General features: G+C 71.9%; 19 protein-coding genes and 1 pseudogene. 13 read left to right on the top strand and 7 right to left on the bottom strand.

Annotated features, from left to right (window positions below):
- Positions 1 to 202 (top strand): annotated as a pseudogene (locus tag ACFP2V_RS01360) (IS630 family transposase); the annotation flags it as partial.
- Positions 203 to 490: 288 nt separating this feature from the next.
- Here the strand turns inward: ACFP2V_RS01360 and ACFP2V_RS01355 are convergent.
- A complete protein-coding gene (locus ACFP2V_RS01355; protein ID WP_381204420.1) occupies positions 491 to 1894 on the bottom strand; it encodes a DUF2786 domain-containing protein in 1404 nt (467 codons plus the stop codon).
- Positions 1895 to 1997: 103 nt separating this feature from the next.
- Here ACFP2V_RS01355 and ACFP2V_RS01350 point away from each other — a divergent pair, with 103 nt between their 5' ends.
- Positions 1998 to 2819 carry a hypothetical protein gene (locus ACFP2V_RS01350; RefSeq protein WP_381204419.1) on the top strand — a complete coding sequence of 274 codons (822 nt, stop codon included), beginning with the start codon at positions 1998 to 2000 and terminating at the stop codon, positions 2817 to 2819.
- Positions 2820 to 3002: 183 nt separating this feature from the next.
- Here ACFP2V_RS01350 and ACFP2V_RS01345 read toward each other — a convergent pair whose 3' ends face one another.
- Positions 3003 to 3806, bottom strand: a complete 804-nt coding sequence (locus ACFP2V_RS01345) for a VOC family protein (RefSeq protein ID WP_381204418.1) — start codon at positions 3804 to 3806, stop codon at positions 3003 to 3005.
- A 343-nt stretch (positions 3807 to 4149) separates the two neighbouring features.
- On the opposite strand from ACFP2V_RS01345, the gene ACFP2V_RS01340 reads away from it, so the two are divergent.
- Complete coding sequence (locus tag ACFP2V_RS01340) at positions 4150 to 5001, top strand: sulfurtransferase (RefSeq protein ID WP_381204417.1); 852 nt, start codon at positions 4150 to 4152, stop codon at positions 4999 to 5001.
- A 94-nt stretch (positions 5002 to 5095) separates the two neighbouring features.
- Here ACFP2V_RS01340 and sepH read toward each other — a convergent pair whose 3' ends face one another.
- Positions 5096 to 6136: a septation protein SepH gene (gene sepH, locus ACFP2V_RS01335; protein ID WP_381204416.1), complete on the bottom strand. Its 1041-nt coding sequence runs from the start codon at positions 6134 to 6136 to the stop codon at positions 5096 to 5098.
- A gap of 480 nt (positions 6137 to 6616) precedes the next feature.
- On the opposite strand from sepH, the gene ACFP2V_RS01330 reads away from it, so the two are divergent.
- The gene (locus tag ACFP2V_RS01330) at positions 6617 to 7474 is read left to right on the top strand and encodes a hypothetical protein (RefSeq protein WP_381204415.1); all 858 of its coding nucleotides are present in this window, start codon (positions 6617 to 6619) and stop codon (positions 7472 to 7474) included.
- Here ACFP2V_RS01330 and ACFP2V_RS01325 read toward each other — a convergent pair.
- Both ACFP2V_RS01325 and ACFP2V_RS01320 read right to left on the bottom strand, forming a co-directional pair.
- Positions 7398 to 8726, bottom strand: coding sequence for a D-arabinono-1,4-lactone oxidase (locus ACFP2V_RS01325; RefSeq protein ID WP_381204414.1), 1329 nt, complete (start codon positions 8724 to 8726; stop codon positions 7398 to 7400). The two genes, ACFP2V_RS01330 and ACFP2V_RS01325, sit on opposite strands and share 77 nt — an antisense overlap.
- The gene (locus ACFP2V_RS01320) at positions 8686 to 9945 is read right to left on the bottom strand and encodes an MFS transporter (RefSeq protein ID WP_381204413.1); all 1260 of its coding nucleotides are present in this window, start codon (positions 9943 to 9945) and stop codon (positions 8686 to 8688) included. Before ACFP2V_RS01320 ends, ACFP2V_RS01325 begins: the two co-directional genes overlap by 41 nt.
- A 147-nt stretch (positions 9946 to 10092) precedes the next feature.
- Here ACFP2V_RS01320 and ACFP2V_RS01315 point away from each other — a divergent pair, with 147 nt between their 5' ends.
- Together ACFP2V_RS01315 and ACFP2V_RS01310 are read left to right on the top strand one after the other, a co-directional pair.
- A complete protein-coding gene (locus tag ACFP2V_RS01315; protein ID WP_381204412.1) occupies positions 10093 to 11214 on the top strand; it encodes a ferrochelatase in 1122 nt (373 codons plus the stop codon).
- A gap of 267 nt (positions 11215 to 11481) precedes the next feature.
- A complete protein-coding gene (locus ACFP2V_RS01310) occupies positions 11482 to 12297 on the top strand; it encodes an inositol monophosphatase family protein (protein ID WP_381204411.1) in 816 nt (271 codons plus the stop codon).
- A gap of 97 nt (positions 12298 to 12394) precedes the next feature.
- Here the strand turns inward: ACFP2V_RS01310 and ACFP2V_RS01305 are convergent, their stop codons facing one another.
- Positions 12395 to 12568, bottom strand: a complete 174-nt coding sequence (locus ACFP2V_RS01305; RefSeq protein WP_381204410.1) for a hypothetical protein — start codon at positions 12566 to 12568, stop codon at positions 12395 to 12397.
- Positions 12569 to 13112: 544 nt separating this feature from the next.
- Between ACFP2V_RS01305 and ACFP2V_RS01300 the strand changes: the two genes are divergently transcribed.
- The 4 genes from ACFP2V_RS01300 (at position 13113) to ACFP2V_RS01285 (ending at position 16711) form a co-directional block, all read left to right on the top strand.
- Positions 13113 to 13766, top strand: a complete 654-nt coding sequence (locus ACFP2V_RS01300) for a response regulator transcription factor (RefSeq protein ID WP_266726523.1) — start codon at positions 13113 to 13115, stop codon at positions 13764 to 13766.
- 4 nt (positions 13767 to 13770) lie between these two features.
- The gene (locus ACFP2V_RS01295; RefSeq protein ID WP_381204409.1) at positions 13771 to 15018 is read left to right on the top strand and encodes a sensor histidine kinase; all 1248 of its coding nucleotides are present in this window, start codon (positions 13771 to 13773) and stop codon (positions 15016 to 15018) included.
- Positions 15019 to 15411: 393 nt separating this feature from the next.
- Positions 15412 to 15708: a DUF4193 domain-containing protein gene (locus ACFP2V_RS01290; RefSeq protein ID WP_003993510.1), complete on the top strand. Its 297-nt coding sequence runs from the start codon at positions 15412 to 15414 to the stop codon at positions 15706 to 15708.
- 13 nt (positions 15709 to 15721) lie between these two features.
- On the top strand, positions 15722 to 16711 hold the full coding sequence (locus tag ACFP2V_RS01285) for a hypothetical protein (protein WP_381204408.1): 990 nt from the start codon (positions 15722 to 15724) through the stop codon (positions 16709 to 16711).
- Positions 16712 to 16826: 115 nt separating this feature from the next.
- Here ACFP2V_RS01285 and ACFP2V_RS01280 read toward each other — a convergent pair whose 3' ends face one another.
- Entirely contained in the window at positions 16827 to 17288 is a 462-nt protein-coding gene (locus ACFP2V_RS01280; RefSeq protein WP_381204407.1) for a DUF3093 domain-containing protein, read from the bottom strand.
- A gap of 213 nt (positions 17289 to 17501) precedes the next feature.
- On the opposite strand from ACFP2V_RS01280, the gene ACFP2V_RS01275 reads away from it, so the two are divergent.
- The 3 genes from ACFP2V_RS01275 to ACFP2V_RS01265 are packed head-to-tail and all read left to right on the top strand — an operon-like array spanning position 17502 to position 19421.
- Positions 17502 to 18086, top strand: a complete 585-nt coding sequence (locus ACFP2V_RS01275) for a PaaI family thioesterase (protein ID WP_381204406.1) — start codon at positions 17502 to 17504, stop codon at positions 18084 to 18086.
- Entirely contained in the window at positions 18083 to 18658 is a 576-nt protein-coding gene (gene dut / locus ACFP2V_RS01270) for a dUTP diphosphatase (RefSeq protein WP_381204405.1), read from the top strand. Before ACFP2V_RS01275 ends, dut begins: the two co-directional genes overlap by 4 nt.
- Position 18659: 1 nt before the next feature.
- Positions 18660 to 19421 carry a DUF3710 domain-containing protein gene (locus ACFP2V_RS01265; RefSeq protein WP_381204404.1) on the top strand — a complete coding sequence of 254 codons (762 nt, stop codon included), beginning with the start codon at positions 18660 to 18662 and terminating at the stop codon, positions 19419 to 19421.
- Positions 19422 to 19539: the final 118 nt, after the last annotated feature.

Raw genomic sequence — 19539 nt, 5'->3', positions numbered from 1 at the left:
CGCTGTCCAACAATCCCCGTACCGTGACAAACCCACTGAGGGCGTGTGGGCGAACCTGAGGAACAGCCTGGGGGACCTGGCCGCGTGCACCACCGACGAACTCGCCGCGCTGGTCCGCACCCGGCTGAAGAAGATGCAGTACTGTCCTGGTCCGCTCGACGGCTTCATCGCGGAGACCGGCCTTGTCCTGCGACCACCGTAGCGCCACCCCGAAGCGAAAAATTCAGAAGCGCACACGCCCCGGGGACGACGCACCGCCCCAAAGGCGTGAGCATTTTGGCTGCCACTGCCCTGATGCCGCTCATTTGAGCGCATACGTGACACATGCCCGCCGACTGCTCACGTTTTCAGCAGGGCATCCGTCTCCGGTCCCGCAGCGCCGGGACCGTGAAGATCACCTGCGCCACCCGATGGGACACCATCCTCCACCTGCGTCACAGCAGCGTCGGCCGCCGACTCGAACAGACGGAAAGGACACCGGATACCGAGCTCAGCGGAGCGCCTCGGCCCGACCGCGCAGTTGTACGTGGTTCGCGGCGGCCGTACCGTGCGCCCAGCCCTCCTGGTCCCGGACGTGCGTCTCACCGAGGTTGTAGGACAGGTCCGTGAACCATTCGTCCACCTGGCCGTCCACCGCCCGGGCCCGGGAGGCCAGCACCGGCAGCAGTCCGGGCCCGTGGTCTTCGCGGGCCGCCTCGGTGGTCTCGTCGGTCGCCCGGGTCAGCCGCTCGGTGATCCGCGTGGCGTAGGCCCACAGGAAGGACTGCCGGTAGGAGCGAGTACGCGACGCCCCGTCGTGATGGCTCCGGCTTCCGGCTGCCTGGAGCGCGGACTGTGCCTGGACCAGCAGGGAGGTGTACAGCAGTTCCACCGCCCGCGCGTCGGAGGCGAAGCCGACCACGGTGGAGAAGCCCAGGTGCCGCGACCACACCGTGCGGCACCGGTTGGCCTCCGCTGCCGCCTGCAACAGGTGCGCCTTCGGTTCCTCGTACGGTGCGTCCACGCCGACCCGCACACCCCCCGGCATCTGCCGGGTGTCCTGCTCGGCGTCCAACAGCGCCGCGTCAATGCTGTGCTGGGCCATGAGCTGCTGCGCCTTGGCGGTGAGAGCCTCGGCCTCCTCGTGGAACTCGGTGGACTCGGCCTTCGCCAGCAGCCCGCGAACCTTCGCCAGCACCGAAGCCTCCGTACCGCTGCCATGGGGCACGGCGCCGGAACCGGCCTCGCACGGGGGCGGCATCAGCTGCGGAATCTCCGGGAGGCCGCTGAGCAGGTCCAGCAGCTCCACCCACGCCCGCCCCAATACGGTCGGCTCGCACTTCTCGCGGGCGGCAGCGCCGATCAGATACACGTCGTCGTCGCCCCACCACACCTCGGCGGACAGAGCGGCCAGTTGGGCTGCCCAGCGCTCGTCCAGGGCCGTGGCCGATGCCGGGTACGCGCGGTGTTCTGCGGCGATCAGATCAGCGGCGAGTCGCCCGTGCCGCGCCTTGAGGTCACGCCGGGCGGCGCGCACCACATCGGCGGGCTGCCAGCCGCGATGCCACACCGCGTGCAGTGCCTCACCGCCTGCCGCCAGCACCGCGCGGCCCATGCCCGCCTTGGTGAACAAGGCGGCGGCCCGCCCCAGTGCGGCTTCGCGGCGTGCCGTGTCCGCGATCGGGACGGCACACACCTCGTCCATGGCCTCGTCGAGCAGATCGTCGACCGTCCGCGGGCCGCGCGGACGCGGGACGGACGCTCCGCCGCCCACCCCGCACAAGGGGTCGCCGCAGTCGCAGCCGCCGAGCCCGAACGCGGCGCCGAAGGCCCGCTCCTGCTCCGCCCGGGCACGTTGCCGCGCATCGCGCTGCTTCTTCTTGGCACTCCGTCGTTCCCGGTTGCGTTTGCCCACTGCCGTACCTCATGCCCACGGAGATGTTGCCGTATCCGCGCCCACCGTAGTGGACCCGGCCGTCCGCTCGCGGAGCCTCTCAAGCGTGCGCTTGAATGATCGAATGGCTGTAGCAATGGACGAGGAGACGGTGTACGCGTTCGCCGACGACACCGAGGTCACCGAGGGGCGGATCCTGCTCGCCGACGGCGCGGTGATCGAGGTGGGGAGCGAGCCCCGAGGCATCGGCGGTCTGGTGCGGGACGGCTCGGGCGCCGCCTGCGGGGTCTGGGTGCAGGTCATGGGGCGGGAACTGACGGCGGAATGCGGTGGTGCGTGCGCCCCGAGGTCAGGACGCTTGTGCCGGCATGCCGTCGCACTCGCCCTGCACGCCGTCGAACGGCGCCTGCCCTGGCACGCCACGCCTGCTGACGACGCTCGCCGCGCTCCGGGCGAAGCCCTGAACGCGCTTACCGCCGTGGAGAAGGCCGTAGTGCTGGACCGGCTGCTGGACGCCCGGCCCGAACTACGCGTGGAAGCCGACCGGTTGGCCGTGCGCGTGCTGGACCCGCGGGCGCGTGCCGAACTGACAGCCCTCCAGGAGAGGACCACGGCCGATGTCGAGCACGCCCTGCGCGCACTCGACATCGACCAGCTGAGTACCGGCCATCGCCCGGGCTTCGGGTACACCGACGTCCACGAGGCCGCGAGCCGCCTGATCGAGCCGGTCATCGAGCAGTACGAGGCCGATGTCCGTCGCCGTCTGGAGCTGGGCATGCCCGATGCGGCCGAGGCCGTGGCCCTCGGCGTACTCGACGGCCTGGACGCCTGTGAAGGCGACTACGACGGCGACGAGGTGCTGTGCTACGCCGGGGAGGACCTCGCCGGGACCTACGGGTACACCCTCCGCGAACTGATGCGCACCGCGGGCCGGGCCGTGGAGTAGCCCCGCAGCGCCCGGCCCGTCTCGTGTGGACGTGCAGGCCGACGGCAACGGGCTGTGCCGACGTCTACGAGGAGCGCGCACAGCACCGGAACCGGCAGCGACCGGGCCGGCCCGAAACCGCGTGAGCCTCCTGCCGGAGGAAGCGCCGCGTTCGCGGTGGTCGCCGACCGTGAAGCCCGCCCGTCAGCGAGGGCTCTGCACGAGGGCGAACCGCGCCCCCTCCGGGTCCGTCACCGTCGCGACCCGGCCGTGGGCGCTGTCGTGGGGCCGCTTGAGGACCTGGCCGCCCAAGTGCAGGACGTGGTCCACCGCGTGGTCCAGGTCGGCCACGGTGAAGTACGTCGTCCAGTGGGGTCCGCGGTCCCTCAGGAGGCTGTTGCCCACGCCGTGGATCCCGGCCACGGGCCGGCTCTCCACGCTCAGGGTCATGTAGTCGAGGTCGGCGGAGACCTCGGGTTGCGCGGTGTGGCCGAACACCGTCGCGTAGAACTTGGCCACGCGCTCCGACTCGAAGGTCGTCAGTTCGTTCCAGGCGGGCGCGCCGGGCACCCCGGTGACCGCCCGGCCCCGGCGCGCGGACGCCTGTCGGATGCCGAAGACGGCGCCCGAGGGGTCGGAGCCGATCGCCATCCGCCCGGCTTCGGCGGCGTCCAGCGGGCCGACGCCGATGGTGCCGCCGCACGACCGCACCGTCTCGGCGGTGCGGTCCACGTCCGCCGAGGCGAAGTAGGGCGTCCAGGCCACGGGGAGATGCAGATCCGGCGACAGCAGTCCGATGCCGGCCACCTCGCAGCCGTCGAGCAGGGCACGTGCGTAGGGGCCGGGTCGCTGCGGACCGGGTCGGAACTCCCAGCCGAACAACGCTTCGTAGAACGTCCGGGCCCTGTCCGGTCCGTGCACCATGAGACTCACCCAGCAGGGTGTACCGGGTGCGTGCCGGACGGGCGCTTCACCGTCTCGGCGGGCGGACCCCCGTGCGTCGGTCATCGTCACTCTCTTCTCGGCCACTCTCACGGTGGCCGTGCTCTTCTCGACCCGGGTGAGGGTCGTGTCGCGTCCGCTCTACGGATTCGTCCCCGTGCTGGTGCTGGTGCTGGTGCTGGCATCGGCCACGGTGTCGCGCGCTCCGGACCCACCCCGTACGGCGGTTCCTGTCTCCGGAGGATGCCCGATGTGCGGGTCCCCGTCCTTTTCGGCGCGCTTGCCGGAGGATGTCGATCGGTAGTACAGCATGTGCCCGATCCCGTACGCCTCGTGATCGGGTCTGCCCGGCCGAGCAGAGTAGCCGGACCTAGACGAGACGGCCACCCCGTACGTCAGGATGGTGACTATGAACGCCATCATCTCCGCATCCGAACTCGCCGCAGAACTGGCGGGCGGCGTCCCGCCGGTACTGCTCGACGTCCGCTGGCAGTTGAGCACGGCCGCGGTGGCCGGTGAGCCGCCGTTCGACGGACGGGCCGCGTACCGCGACGGACACCTTCCCGGCGCCGTATTCGTCGACCTGGACAGGGAGTTGGCCGCAGCGCCGACCGGGCGGGGGCGCCACCCGCTGCCCGATCCGGAGGAGTTCGGCGCCGCGATGCGCCGGGCGGGCGTGTCGGCGGGCACGCCGGTGGTCGTGTACGACGGCGGGATGGGCTGGGCGGCCGCCCGCGCGTGGTGGCTGCTGCGGTGGACGGGTCACCCGGACGTGCGGGTCCTCGACGGCGGGTTGCCGTCCTGGGACGGGCCGCTCGAGACCGCGCAGCCGGAGCCGGCCGAGGGCGACTTCGTGCCCGCATGGGGAGCGGCCGGGCTGCTCGACGCCGACGGAGCGGCTGCGCTGGCCCGGTCCGGGCTGCTCCTCGACGCCCGCGCGGGAGAGCGCTACCGGGGTGAGGTGGAACCGATCGACCCGGTCGGCGGCCACATCCCGGGCGCGGTCTCGGCGCCCACCACCGAGAACGTCGGCCCGGACGGACGCTTCCTGCCCGCCGGGGAACTGGGCGCGCGGTTCCGGGAGTTGGGTGCGTCCACGGACAAGCGGGTCGGCGTGTACTGCGGTTCGGGGGTCTCGGGGGCGCACGAGGTGCTGGCGCTCGCGGTGGCGGGCGTCCCGGCGGAGCTGTACGTCGGCTCCTGGTCGGAGTGGTCGTCGGACCCGGAGCGGCCGGTCGCGGTGGGACCGGACCCGCAGTAGACCGGAAGCGTGAAAGGGGCGCTCGCCCTGTGCGAGCGCCCCTTTCACGACCCCTCAGATCGGTTCGCTTGATTCAGCGGCCGCTTCCGCCGGGTCACTCCTGCTTCTTGCGCCGGGTCCCGAACACGATCTCGTCCCAGCTCGGCACCGCCGCGCGGCGGCCCGGACGGACTCCGTCCGCCTCCGCCTGACGGTCCGTGGAGCCGACGAGACGGTCCCGGTGACTGGTGACGGCACGGGGCATCAGGACGTCGGCGTAGGCGGAACCGGCCGAGGCCGCGGAAGCCGCCGGCTCCTCCGCCTCGGGTTCGCCGTCCGGCTCCTCGGCGGCCGGCTCGGGGGCCCGCTCGGGAACCACCAGGTCGCCCCGGAAGCTCGGCACCGCCTCCAGCAGGCTGGTGAGCGAGTCCCGCTCACCGCCGGCCGTGACCGCCAACTCCTCGTCGGGTTCGGAGTCCTGACCCGGTGGCAGGCCCTGCCGCTCGCGGTCGCCCGGACGGTCGCGGGGCAGCCGGGCGATGCGCGGCACGAACGGGAAGCTGGGCTCGGGCGTCGCGGCGAGGTCGTCGGACTCGCCGATCAGTGAACGCGCCTCGTCGTCGACGGCCTGGACGAGCCGCCGGGGCGGGTCGTACGTCCAACTGGCCGAGTGGGGTTCGCCCGCGACCCGGTAGACCAGCAGCACTTCCCAGGTGCCGTCGTCGCGACGCCACGAGTCCCACTGCACGGTGTCCTTCTCCGCGCCGCGCAGTGTCAGCCGCTCCTGCACGGCCTCGCCCAGCGGCGGACCGGAGTTCTCACCGGGCCGGCGGACGGAGGTCTTGCGGGCACGTTCCGCCATGAAGGCGCGCTCGGCGAGCACGGGGCCCTCGAAGCGGCGGACGCGGTCCACGGGGATGCCGGCCATCTGGGCGACCTCTTCCGCGGTCGCACCGGCTCGTATACGCGCCTGGATGTCACGGGGGCGGAGATGGCTCTCCACCTCGATCTCGATCTGGCCGAGGCGGGGACGGTCGCCGCGCACCGCGGCGCGCAGGCGTTCGTCGATCGGAAGCGTGTACTCCGTGCTGTCCGCAGCCTTCAGCACCAGCCGTGTGCCGTCATTCGAGACGGCCACGACACGCAGTTCGGGCATGGGGACCTCCCGGGTGGTGCCTGCCGACGTCACGTGCGTCGCTGCTTCCGCTAGTCGAGTGTGGCCTGCCCGGGTGCAGCCTGCCACAACCTTGCCGATTTGCCCGGCGTGTCGGGCGTGGGCCCTGGCTCGCCGTTATGGCACGGTTACCTATTCGCAACGCTAAGTGACCAACTGCGTCACCCTGTGCAACTGGCCCCCTCCCGGCGGTACTCGGGGAACCCGAGCACCCTGAGGGGCGACCGGACCCAGGGCTCGCAACAGTACTCCATTCGGGCCATGTGCGTGGATTGGCGCGCCGCCCCGACTTCCCGTAAGGGGGGCCACTTGGCCGCCCGGGTTCGGATCCGCCGAACCCGGGCGTGGGAAACTTCACGCAACCACCAGAAACGGAACTAATGATTCCGGTCGGACGTCCATGTGTCGTGCAGTTGATCGCCCGTGCACGGGAACGTAGGGGAAGGCAGGCAAGGTCCAGGAATGCGTGAAAGGCCGGTTGTCGCGGGTGAGCACGGTGACGCGGAGGAGGGGAAGCGCGCGCGGATCGATCTGAGCGTGCCGCAGGTCGCGGGCAGTGGGGTGGCAGCGGTGCTGGGCGCCCAGCTCGCCTCGTCCTTCGGCGTCTACGGGACGATCATCGGCGCCGGAGTCATGAGCGTCGTCGCCACCTGCGGTGGAACGGTCTTCCAGCACTTCTTCAAGCGCACCGGTGAGCAGCTCCGTGTGGCCGCCGTGGCGCCGGGTAGGGCCTCCGCCGTACCGGCCGGGAGGCAACCCGCGCGGGCGCCCGGCGAGTTCACCGAGGGCACCGTGTACCGGGGCCGGGCCAGGGGAGTGCGGTGGGGCTGGAAACGGACAGTGGGCGCGGCCGCGTTGGTGTTCGGGGTCACGATGGCCGGAATCACCGTCTACGAAGTCGCTTCGGGCCAGAGTCTCAGTGGCGCACCGGACACCACCGTCGGCAACGCGTTCACCGGTGAGCACACGTCCGGCTCCGGTGACTCGTCCGGCTCCGGCGGTTCGGACGAGCAGGACTCCGGTACCTCCGGTGACTTCGGGACGTCGGACGACTTCGGCACCTCGGAGGACTCCGGCGGGGACGGACCGGCCCCCGCGCCCTCCGCGACGCCTCGGGGCGAGGGAACGGCCACCGGCTCCGGCGGCGACACACCGGACGGCGCAGACGCGCCGACGGGCGCCCCGGACGACACCGGGAACCAGGACTCCGGCGACACCGCGAGCCCGGAACCGGACGCCTCCGCTACGTCCCCAGGACCCTCCGCAGATAGTCGTTCCGGAACAAGCGTTCCGGATCAAGACGGTCCCGCAGTGCCGTGAACTCGGTGAAACGCGGATACACCCGGGAGAGGTACTCGGCGTCCCGGGTGTTGATCTTCCCCCAGTGGGGCCGGCCCCCGTGGGCGGTGAAGATGCGCTCCGCCGCCGTGAAGTACCTCTGATAGGGGGCGCCCCGGAACATGTGGACCGCGATGTACGCGGTGTCGCGGCCGGAGGCCGTGGACAGGGGGATGTCGTCGGCCGGGGCCGTGCGCACCTCGACGGGAAAGCTGACCCGCAGGGAGGAGCGGTCGACCATGGCCTTCAGCTCGCGCAGCGTGTCCACCAGGGCCTCGCGCGGCACCGCGTACTCCATCTCCACGAAACGCACCCGGCGCGGCGACGTGAACACCTTGTACGGGATGTCGGTGTAGGTCCGCGCGGACAGGGCCTTGCTGGAGACGCGCGCGAGGGTGGGGACGGTCGCGGGCACCGCGCGGCCGACCCAGTTCGCCGCCTGGAAGACGCCGTTGGAGAGGAACTCGTCGTCGAACCAGCCCCGGACGGGATGCACCGGCCGCTGCGGGCCGGCGCTGCGGTTGTTCCGTTTGGTGTTGGTGCTCCCGGTGTGCGGGAACCAGTAGAACTCGAAGTGCTCGTTCTCGGCGTGCAGTTCGTCGAACTCGGCCAGCACCCGGTCCAGGGGCATCGGCTCCTCGCGGGCCGTGAGCAGGAAGATCGGCTCGATCGCGAAGGTGATCGCGGAGACGATGCCGAGGGCGCCGAGACCGATCCGGGCGGCGGCGAGGACCGCGCGCTCCTCGTCGGTCCCCTCCTCCGAGCAGGTGAGCACCGAACCGTCGGCGGTGACCAGCTCCAGGCCCCGGATCTGCGCGGCGAGGGAGGCCGAGTCGCGGCCGGTCCCGTGGGTGCCGGTGCTGGTGGCCCCGGAGACGGTCTGCTCCATGATGTCGCCCATGTTGGTGAGCGACAGCCCTTCCCGCGCGAGAGCCGTGTTGAGCCGCCTGAGCGGGGTGCCGGCCCCGACCGTGACGGTGCCCGCCTCGCGGTCGAGGTCCCGTATCCCCGCCAGCAGACGGAGGCGGATCTGCACGCCGTCGGTGGCCGCGATCGAGGTGAAGGAGTGCCCGGTGCCCACCGCCTTCACCGGGAGGCCGTCCTCGGCGGCGCGGCGCACGGCCGCCGCCAGTTCGTCGACGGAGGCCGGTGTGACCTCCCGCGCGGGGCGGGCGAGGACGGTGCCTCCCCAGTTACGCCATGTTCCGTTCCTCGTGCTCGCCGTGCTGCCCAACGGAGCCTCCCCGACCCGGAGCCGGCCGCTTGAGCCGGCGGTACCCGAGGAAACCGACCACGACCGCGACGGCTCCGGACACCGCCGGAACCCCGTACCCGGCGCGCGCCCCGGCCGCGTCGATCACCCAGCCGGACGCGGCGGAGCCGAGAGCGACCCCGACCGCGAGCCCGGTGCTCACCCAGGTCATGCCTTCGGTGAGCTGTGCGCGTGGTACGTGCTCTTCGATGAGGGACATCGTCGTGATCATCGTGGGAGCGATGGACAGACCCGCAACGAACAGCGTCACGGCCAGAAACGGCAGGTTCCCGACCAGTAGGAGGGGGATCATACTCACGGCCATGGCACACACGCCCAGCAGCCAGCGGCGCTCGGGCGCCCCGGCGAAGCGCATCAGCCCGAACGTCAGGCCCGCCACGCCGGAGCCCAGCGCGTACACGGCGAGCACCACACTGGCGGCGGCCTTGTGCCCGCGCTCCTCGGCGAAGGCCACGGTGACCACGTCCACGGCGCCGAAGATCGCCCCCGTCGCCGCGAAGGTGGCCACCAGGACCTGCAGGCCCGGCGAGCTCAGCGCCGTACCGCCGCCCGCGCCCCTGCCGCCGTCGCCCGTGCGCTCGCGCGGGTGCGGGGCCGGTTCGGTGGCGTGCTGGGCCGTCAGCCAGAAGACGCCGACCGCGAGGAAGCAGGCCGCGAGCAGCGGACCGGCCTCGGGGAACCACGCCGTGGACAGCCCGATGGAGATGATCGGCCCGAGGACGAAGCACATCTCGTCCACCACGGACTCGAAGGAGTACGCGGTGTGCAGGTGCGGGGTGCCGCGGTACAGGGCGGCCCAGCGGGCCCGGATCATCGCGCCGAGGCTCGGAACGCAGCCGATGCCGGCGCAGGCGGCGAAGAGCACCCAGTCCGGCCAGCCGTAGTGCGCGGCGAACAGCAGCAGTGCCGCCGCGGTGAGCGCGAGCAGCGTCGCCGGACGCAGCACCCGCCGCTGCCCGTACTGGTCCACCAGGCGGGAGACCTGAGGGCCCGCGACCGCGGCGGCCAGGGCGATGGTGGCCGACAGGGCGCCGGCGAGCCCGTACCGCCCGGTCAGCTGGGAGATCATCGTGACCACGCCGATGCCCATCATGGCCAGGGGCATCCGGCCGATGAACCCCGCGGCGGAGAAGGCCTTGCTGCCGGGGGCGGCGAACAGGGCGGGATAAGGGCTGGGCACGAGGGCTCCGAAGATCTCAGTAAGGCGCGACCGCAGGCGATACAGCTTACGGGTTAGGTAACCCTAATGTCTTCTGATCGCAGGGTCACGGCCCGGTCGGCCCCCCGCCGTTGCCCGGCGGCCCGCGGCGGGTGGCAGGATCGAGGCATGCCTGACGAGCTCGATCCCACCCCCTACGACGCCCTGCTCCTGCTCTCCTTCGGTGGCCCCGAAGGCCCGGACGACGTGGTCCCGTTCCTGGAGAACGTGACGCGTGGGCGCGGCATCCCCAAGGAACGCCTGAAGGAAGTCGGCGAGCACTACTTCCTGTTCGACGGGGTCAGCCCCATCAACGAACAGAACCGCGCCCTGCTGGACGCCCTGCGCGAGGACTTCGCCGACCACGGCCTCGCCCTCCCGGTCTACTGGGGCAACCGCAACTGGGCGCCCTATCTGACCGACACCCTGCGCGAGATGGTCCGCGACGGGCGCCGCCGCATCCTCGTCCTGGCCACCAGCGCCTACGCCTCGTACTCCGGCTGCCGCCAGTACCGCGAGAACCTCGCCGACTCCCTGGCGACGCTGGCGGCCGAGGGCTTGGAGCTGCCCCAGGTCGACAAGCTGCGGCACTACTTCAACCACCCCGGCTTCGTGGAGCCCATGGTCGACGGGATCGTCCGCTCGCTCGCCGACCTGCCCGAGGAGGTGCGTGAGGGCGCGCACATCGCCTTCTGCACCCACTCGATCCCCATCGCCTCCGCCGACACCTCGGGACCCGTCGAGCAGCACGGCGACGGCGGCGCGTACGTGGCACAGCACCTGGACGTGGCCCGGCTGATCGCCGACGCCGTGCGGGAGCGCACCGGAGTGGAGCATCCCTGGCAGCTCGTCTACCAGTCCCGCTCCGGCGCCCCGCACATCCCCTGGCTGGAGCCCGACATCTGCGACCACATCGAGGAGCGGCACGCGGCCGGGGCCCCGGCCGTGGTCATGGCCCCCATCGGCTTCGTCTCCGACCACATGGAGGTCCTCTACGACCTCGACACCGAGGCCACGGCCAAGGCCGGGGAACTGGGGCTGCCGGTGCGCCGCTCGGCGACCGTGGGCGCCGACCCGCGGTTCGCCGCCGCGATCCGCGACCTGACCGTGGAGCGCGCGGCCACCGAACGCGGCCAGGACGTCACCCCCTGCGCCCTGGGCGCCCTCGGCGCGAGCCACGACCTCTGCCCGGTGGGCTGCTGCCCGGCCCGTGCCTCGCGTCCGGCCGCCGCGGGCGCCGACAGCCCGTAGGGGCTGTCCGGCGGATCATGCCGGAGACGCGGGGTCCGGCACGCCCTCCCCCAAGCTCTTCGAGCAGGGGGCGCCCCCAGCGGCGTTGTCGTCGGTCGCCGACTCCCTCCCGCTCGGCTTCGCTCGCGCGGGAGGGACCCCCATCGCGTCGGCTCTCTCCTCCGCCGTGCAGTTGCACGCACCGGACCCCGCTCCCCCCAGATGGAAAGATGCCGCCAGTTACCTCCGACTTGATCCGCCGGAAAGCCCCTACTCCTGAGGAGCGCCGTGACCGACCCCCTGCACGCGGAACTGCTGGAGCTGGCCCGCGAAGCGGCACGCCGCGCGGGTGAGCTGCTGCGGGACGGCCGTCCGGCCGACCTCGAGGTCGCCGCGACCAAGTCCAGTCCGATCGACATCGTCACCGAGATGGACATCGCGGCCGAGAAGCTGATCACCGGGTTGATCGCCGAACACCGGCCCGACGACGGCGTCCTCGGCGAGGAGGGCGGCTCGACCGCGGGCACCAGCGGCGTGCGCTGGGTGATCGATCCGCTCGACGGCACGGTCAACTACCTGTACGGGCTGCCCACGTGGGCCGTCTCCATCGCCGCCGAGCAGGACGGCGAGACCGTCGTCGGGGTGGTCGCCGCCCCGATGCGGGGTGAGACGTATCACGCGGTCCGCGGCGGCGGGGCACGGGCCACCGGCGCGTGGGAGGGCGAGCGCACGCTGACCTGCCGTCCCGCGCCGCCCCTGGATCAGGCGCTGGTCTCGACCGGTTTCAACTACGTCGCCGAGGTCCGCACCCACCAGGCCGATGTCGCGCGGCGGCTGATCCCGCTCCTGCGGGACATCCGGCGCGGCGGCTCGGCCGCGGTCGACCTCTGCGACCTGGCCTGCGGCCGGCTCGACGGCTACTACGAGCGTGGGCTGCACCCCTGGGACCTGGCCGCGGGGGACCTGATCGCCCGGGAGGCGGGCGCGCTGACCGGTGGACGGCCCGGTGAGCGCCCCTCGTGGGACCTCGCGGTCGCGGCCACCCCGGGTGTCTTCGAGCCCCTCCAGAGGCTGCTGGAGGACTTCGGCGCCTGGCGCGACTGACGGACGGCCGGGACGACGGTCCCGGAGAACGACGAAGCGGGCCCCGGCGCTGGATTCGCCGGGGCCCGCTCGTGCCGGGCTCATTGCAGCGGGCTGATCAGACGCGGGCCGCGTCGACCTCCACACCGTGCTCGGCGGCGAGCCGGCGCAGGTCGTCGAGTTCGCCCTGCTCCACCTCGACGAGGAAGTCGTCTCCCTCGTCGAGGGCCCGGGACAGATCGGACTCGGTCGTCCTTATGCGCTGCAGAAGTCCTGCGGTGAAAGCGTCCATGCTGCGCCCCCTCGTCCTGGGTCGTGGGTCGTGGATCGATGGCACCGGGGTGTGCCGGTTCGAAAGGGACGATCACGTCTCCGGTGGATGACCGGCGCCGCTCGGCCGGGGGGCTACGGCTTCGGACATCCGGGTCCGCTCTGCGCAAAACGGACCGAAGCGCACCGCATGGTGGTGCGGTGCAAGCAGAGTGTGATCGCGGGATGTAAAACCCGTCCTCCCCAGGCTCCCTTCCGCGGAAACCTAACCGGACGAGAAAATCTCGTATTCCCCTTCCGTTCTCCGGGACGTTCCCCGGTCTCCCGCCCTCGTGCCACCGTCCGTTCCCCCGGACCCGCGCCCGCTCGCCACCGCCCGCTTCCCGGTCCGGTGGCCGTCCGCCGGGGCCTGCTGTCCGCCCCCGCCCCTTCCGCCGCCCGTCCGTTCCCCGGCTTACCGCCGACTTACGGCCGAAAAGGGCAGGATGGAGGCAACACACTCACCAGGACCCTGCGCGCATGCGCTCCGGAGCGCTGCCCGGCAGGACGTAGGAAGGACAAACGACGTGCGCGTACTCGTCGTCGAGGACGAGCAACTGCTCGCCGATGCGGTGGCCACCGGGCTGCGTCGGGAGGCCATGGCCGTCGATGTCGTGTACGACGGTGCGGCCGCCCTCGAGCGCATCGGCGTCAACGACTACGACGTGGTCGTCCTGGACCGCGACCTCCCCCTCGTGCACGGCGACGACGTGTGCCGCAGGATCGTCGAACTCGGCATGCCCACGCGTGTGCTGATGCTCACGGCCTCCGGCGACGTCAGCGACCGGGTCGAAGGCCTGGAGATCGGCGCCGACGACTACCTGCCCAAGCCCTTCGCGTTCAGCGAGCTCATCGCGCGCGTGCGTGCCCTGGGACGGCGTACCAGCGTGCCGCTGCCGCCGGTCCTGGAGCGCGCCGGGATCAAGCTCGACCCCAACCGCCGCGAGGTCTTCCGCGAGGGCAAGGAGGTCCAGCTCGCGCCCAAGGAGTTCGCCGTCCTGGAAGTGCTCATGCGCAGCGAGGGCGCCGTCGTCTCGGCCGAGCAGCTCCTCGAAAAGGCGTGGGACGAGAACACCGACCCGTTCACCAACGTGGTGCGGGTGACCGTCATGACCCTGCGCCGCAAACTGGGCGAGCCGCCGGTCATCGTGACCGTGCCCGGCTCGGGCTACCGGATCTGATCCCGTGGCCACCACCCCCACCCCCGCACCGCCGTCCCCGCCGGCTCCTCCGAAGCCCACCTGGGACCCCCGCAGGCCCGTACCGCCCTTCCCCTGGCTGCGCCCGACCATCCGGATACGGCTCACCCTGCTCTACGGCGGCATGTTCCTGATCGCCGGGATCCTGCTGCTGTCGATCATCTACCTGCTCGCCGCGAACGCGCTGAACGTGGGCAGCGACCTGCCCTTCCGGATCCTGTCCGGGCAGGTGTCCAGCGACACCTGCCGGCTGCGCAGCGCCCAGCTGCCCGCCGACGAGCTGAACGCCGCGCTGAACGCCTGTGTGAACGTGCAGCGCCAGCACGCCCTGGACAACCTGCTCAGCCGCTCGCTCCTCGCCCTGCTCGGCCTCGCGATCATCGCCTTCGCCTTCGGGTACGCCATGGCCGGCCGCGTCCTGTCGCCGCTGGGCCGGATCACCCGCACCGCGCGCGCGGTGGCGGGCTCCGACCTGTCCCGCCGGATCGAGCTGGACGGCCCGGACGACGAGCTCAAGGAGCTGGCCGACACCTTCGACGACATGCTGGAGCGGCTGCAGCGGGCCTTCACCGCCCAGCAGCGCTTCGTGGGCAATGCCTCGCACGAGCTGCGCACCCCGCTGGCGATCAATCGCACGCTGCTCGAGGTGCACCTCTCCGACCCGAACGCGCCGGTCGAGCTCCAGCAGCTCGGCAAGACGCTGCTGGCCACCAACGAGCGCAGCGAGCAGCTCGTGGAGGGCCTGCTGCTGCTCGCCCGCAGCGACAACCAGATCGTCGAGCGCAAGCCGGTGGATCTCGCCGAGGTGGCCTCCCAGGCCATCGACCAGGTGCATGCCGAGGCGCAGGCCACGGGTGTGGAGATCCACGGAGTGCGGAAGCCCGCGGTCGTCCGGGGCAACGGCGTCCTGCTGGAGCGGATCGCCCTGAACCTGGTCCAGAACGCCGTGCGCTACAACGTGGCCGAGCGGGGGTGGGTGGAGGTCACCACCGATGTCGAGCACGGGCAGGCGGTCCTGGTGGTGTCCAACACGGGCCCGGTGGTACCGGCGTACGAGGTCGACAATCTGTTCGAGCCCTTCCGGCGGCTGCGCACCGAGCGGACGGGCAGCGACAAGGGGGTCGGCCTGGGACTCTCCATCGTCCGGTCGGTGGCGCGGGCGCACGGCGGGCACGTCTATGCCCAGCCGCGCGAGGGTGGCGGGCTCGTGATGCGCGTCACCCTGCCGATCTGACATTATGTCGCCGACACGACGGGGTGTTCGCTTTGGGCGGAATCGCCGGAGGGCCCCTCCGGCGCCTCCGTGTGGGATCGATCACAGGGACGACGTTCGGCCCGTCGACACTCCGTGATTACGAAGTCCCCGGAAGGCCGGGTATCTCCCGGTTTTCAGAGGCTTCGATTACGGGAAGTACACGGTGAGGCGGCTTTGAAGTGCCGCGTTCGGACCGTGTACGGTCCCCATCGCCATCCAAGCCGACCGCTCATGAGGGGTTCGGTTGGGTGTCGATTGAGTAACAGACCTTGATGTGAGGCAAAATCTCCGCCTCGGGTCGGGCACAAGTCCGGCCTCTCGCGCGTTACGTGCGCTGAAGAGACCGCATACACCCAGAGGGGGAGAGCGACCATGGCAACCGATTACGACACTCCACGCAAGACCGACGACGACGTCGACTCGGACAGTCTTGAAGAGCTGAAGGCCCGCCGCAACGACAAGTCGGCCTCGGCCGTGGATGTCGACGAGTTCGAGGCCGCGGAAGGCCTCGAACTGCCCGGAGCGGACCTGTCGAACGAAGAGCTGGCCGTCCGGGTCCTGCCCAAGCAGCAGGACGAGTTCACCTGCATGAGCTGCTTCCTGGTGCACCACCGCAGCCAGCTGGCCCGGGAGAAGAACGGCCAGCCGATCTGTCGCGACTGCGACTGAGGGCGGGTCGGCCGTGACTGGCTCGACCCCTCCTCGGAAGCGCCGCTTTCTCTCGGGGGAAGCGGACTCGGGGCCGCAGGACGGCCCCCGGCGCGACGCGCGTGACCACGAGCGAGGCTCAACCGATACCGGCTCGACCGATACCGGGGCGGCCTCGCTCGGACCCGCGGCCTACCGGGGTGACCTCCCGGGACCCGTGGAGGTCACCGCCCCCGCCCCGGTGGCCCGCAGACGTGCCGCGGCGTTCCGGGACAAGGCCAGGGAAGGCGCCCAGAAGGGCGGCGCCCGCGCGCGTGCGGGCCTGGCACACCTCGCGGACCTGATCATCGAACTCGCCCCGCGGGTGCCCGTACGGGACCTGGAGACGCTGCGCAGGCAGTTCCCGGGACTCGGTCCCGAGGAGCTCGCGGAGAAGCTCGTGGTGGGCGCCTGCAGGGCCACGGCCTCCGTCGGGGCCGGTGTCGGCGCGGCGGCGATGATGCCCGTACCGCCCGCGATGCCGACGGAGCTGGCCGCCGAGATCACCGGCGTCGCGGCGATCGAACTCAAGATGATCGCCGAACTCCACGAGGTCTACGGCGTACGCCCGGCCGGCAACCTCGGGCAGCGCAGCACCGTGTACCTGAACTCCTGGTCGCAGGAGCGCGGGATCGAGGCGACGAGGCCCTCGACCGTGAGTGCGGCGCTGAACAGCCGCATGAAGCGCGAACTGCGTCAGCAGATCATGAAGCGCACCGTCCGCAACCTGCCGAACCTGATGCCGTTCCTGGTGGGAGCCGCCGTCGGCGCGGTCATGAACCGCCGGGACACCAGGAAGCTCGCCACCCGCATCCGGACCGACCTCCGCAAGATCCAGGTGTCCTGGGAGGAGCTGCCCGCCCTCCCCGCCCTCGAGGTCCCGGCCGACGCCCTGGAGATGGACAGGCTCACCGGCGGCGCCCTCCGCAAAGTGCTCGGCAGCGGTGGCCACCCGGACGGGAGCGACGGCCCCGGGAGAGCCTGATCCGGCTGATCCGGGTACGGCACAGCGGGAACGACGGGGCGGTGGGCGACGGACGTCGTCGGGCGCCCTGCTCCCGCCCGACGGGCGGCAGTTCGCCCGGGCGTTCCCCGCCGTGCTACGCGGCGGCCTTCGCCGCCCGCAGGGCCTCCGCCAGCCGTTCCGGCTCGCGCGTCGACAGGAAGGCGTACGGCGTCGGGTCCTCCGGGTCGGTGATCTCCACCCGCAGCGCCCCCGGCACATAGGCCCGCAGCAGCATGAAGCAGCGCGGATCGGCCCGGTGGGTGCGCCAGGCGCGAGCCTCCTCGGCGTCCAGGACCTCCATCGTTCCCAGCGCCGCCACCGGGATCTTCGCCTCACCGGCGATCAGCAGGCCGCCCACGACCCGGATCCGTACCGAGCCGTACGCGCTGGCCACCACCGCGGCCGCCGCGGTGCCGCCGGCCAGGCCGCCGAGCATCGGCAGGATGCCGAACGGCAGCACGATCAGTGCCATCGAGACGCCTGTGAGCAAGGAGACCAGCCACCAGGAGCGGGGAGCCGTCAGGCGTTCTTCGTAGGGGAGGGCGGAGAGCTGCATGGATCCAAGCTTGGCACGGTGCCGGGACGGGGCCGCGGTCAGGGCGGCCGGCGCCAGGGCCTGTCGGGCGGATCAAGGCGGAGGCGGCGGGCGGCATCCGTCCGGCCGGGGTGTGCCGGACTCCGCGAGCCCGGCATGATCCGAACGAGAGGCCCCAAGTGCTGCCGGGCAGGGCGGTGGTGGGTGGCGGGAGGGCGGGTAAGGTCTGCGCCTGTGAGTGGTACTTCCTCAGGTCTTCAGCCCCCCGCCGACGCCGTGGCACCGGTGCGCCACCCGGACGCCCCCGCACCCGGTGAGCTGCTCGGCGCGCACTACGACCAGTGCTTCGGCTGCGGCGGCGAGCAACCCCACGGGCTGCACATCGAGGCGCGGGCCGGCGAAGGCGTGTCGGTCACCGCCCTGTTCACCGTGCGCCCCGCCCACCAGGGCGCCCCCGGCCTCGCGCACGGCGGAGTGCTCGCCACCGCCCTCGACGAGACGCTCGGCGCGCTGAACTGGCTGCTGCGCACGATCGCCGTGACCGGCAGGCTCGAGACCGACTACGTCCTGCCCGTGCCGGTCGACGCCACCCTCCACCTGGAGGCGGAGGTGACCGCGGTGGCCGGACGGAAGATCTACTCCACCGCCACCGGACGCATCGGCGGTCCCGACGGCCCCGTCGCCATCCGCGCCGACGCGCTGTTCATCGAGGTCAAGGTCGACCACTTCGTCGACCACGGGCGCCCGGAGGAGATCCGGGCAGCCATGGACGACCCCGACCAGGTCCGTCGCGCCCGCGCCTTCGAGGTGAACCCGTGACCGTGCCCCGCGGCGACGCGCGCCCCGACGGCCGGCTCGAGGTGCTGATCCGGCGCGTCGACCCGGACGTGCCGCTTCCGGCGTACGAGCACCCCGGTGACGCGGGTGCCGATCTGCGGACCACCGAGGCGTGCGAGCTGGCACCCGGGAAACGGGCCGTCCTGCCCACCGGAGTGTCTGTGGCCCTGCCGGAGGGGTACGCGGCCTTCGTGCACCCGCGATCCGGACTGGCCGCGCGCTGCGGTGTCGCCCTGGTGAATGCCCCGGGGACGGTTGATGCCGGGTACCGTGGGGAGATCAAGGTGATCGTGGTGAATCTCGACCCGCGCGAGGCCGTGCGGTTCGAGCGTTTCGACCGGATTGCCCAACTGGTCGTCCAGCAGGTCGAGCGGGTCCGTTTCGTGCCGGTCGCGGAGCTGCCCCGCTCGGTACGGGCCGAGGGGGGCTTCGGATCCACCGGCGGCCATGCCTCGGTGGAAGGTAAGAGCGGCACAAGCGTTCAGGCCGCCGTCGGCGGTACAGCGGGTGGGAATCGATACGCTTCGGTCGTATCCGACCGGGAAGGACAGTGACGTGTTCGGACGTCGCAAGAAGAGGGATGCCGCCGAGGACGCGGCCGGCGAGGCCGAGCAGGTCGTCGACGGTGTCGACACGGAGGCGGCCGGCGAGGCCGAGCGGCTGAGGCTCGAGCCGGCGCCGCGGCCCGACGGGCCGTGGGACAGCACCGAGGTGAGAGAGCCCGGCGAGGGCAGGGTCGACCTGGGCGGTCTGTTCGTGCCCGGAGTGGACGGCATGGAGCTGCGGGTCGAGGTCGCCGGCGACGCGATCGTCGCGGCCACCGTCGTGCTGAGCGACAGCGCCATCCAGTTGCAGGGTTTCGCGGCCCCCAAGCGTGAGGGTATCTGGGGCGAGGTCCGTGAGGAGATCGCGTCCGGCATCACCCAGCAGGGCGGCATCATCGACGAGGTCGAGGGCCCGCTGGGCTGGGAGCTGCGGGCCCAGGTGCCGGTGCAGCTGCCGGACGGTACGGGCGGTTTCCAGGTCGTCCGGTTCGTCGGAGTGGACGGCCCGCGCTGGTTCCTGCGCGGGGTGATCTCGGGTCAGGGCGCGGTGCAGCCGCAGGCCGCCGGGCTGCTGGAGCAGATCTTCCGGGACACGGTCGTGGTGCGCGGGGACGGCCCGATGGCGCCGCGCGATCCGATCGTCCTGAAGCTGCCCGACGACGCGCAGATGGTCCCCGAGGGCGTGCAGCAGGAGGAGGCCTCCGAAGGCTCCCGCTTCGCGGGCGGCATGGGACAGCTGGCGCGCGGACCGGAGATCACCGAGGTCCGCTGATCGCGTAGCGCTTCGCAGCCACGACGGCGGGGCCGCACCCGACCGGGACGCTGTTGACCGACAGCGTCCCCACCGGGCGCGGCCCCGCCGTCGTCGACGGGTTCCCCGCCGGAACCCC

Origin of the sequence: Streptomyces incanus (assembly GCF_042656345.1) — a bacterium.
Lineage (GTDB): Bacteria > Actinomycetota > Actinomycetes > Streptomycetales > Streptomycetaceae > Streptomyces > Streptomyces incanus.
This window is presented reverse-complemented; position numbering and strand designations above follow the sequence as displayed.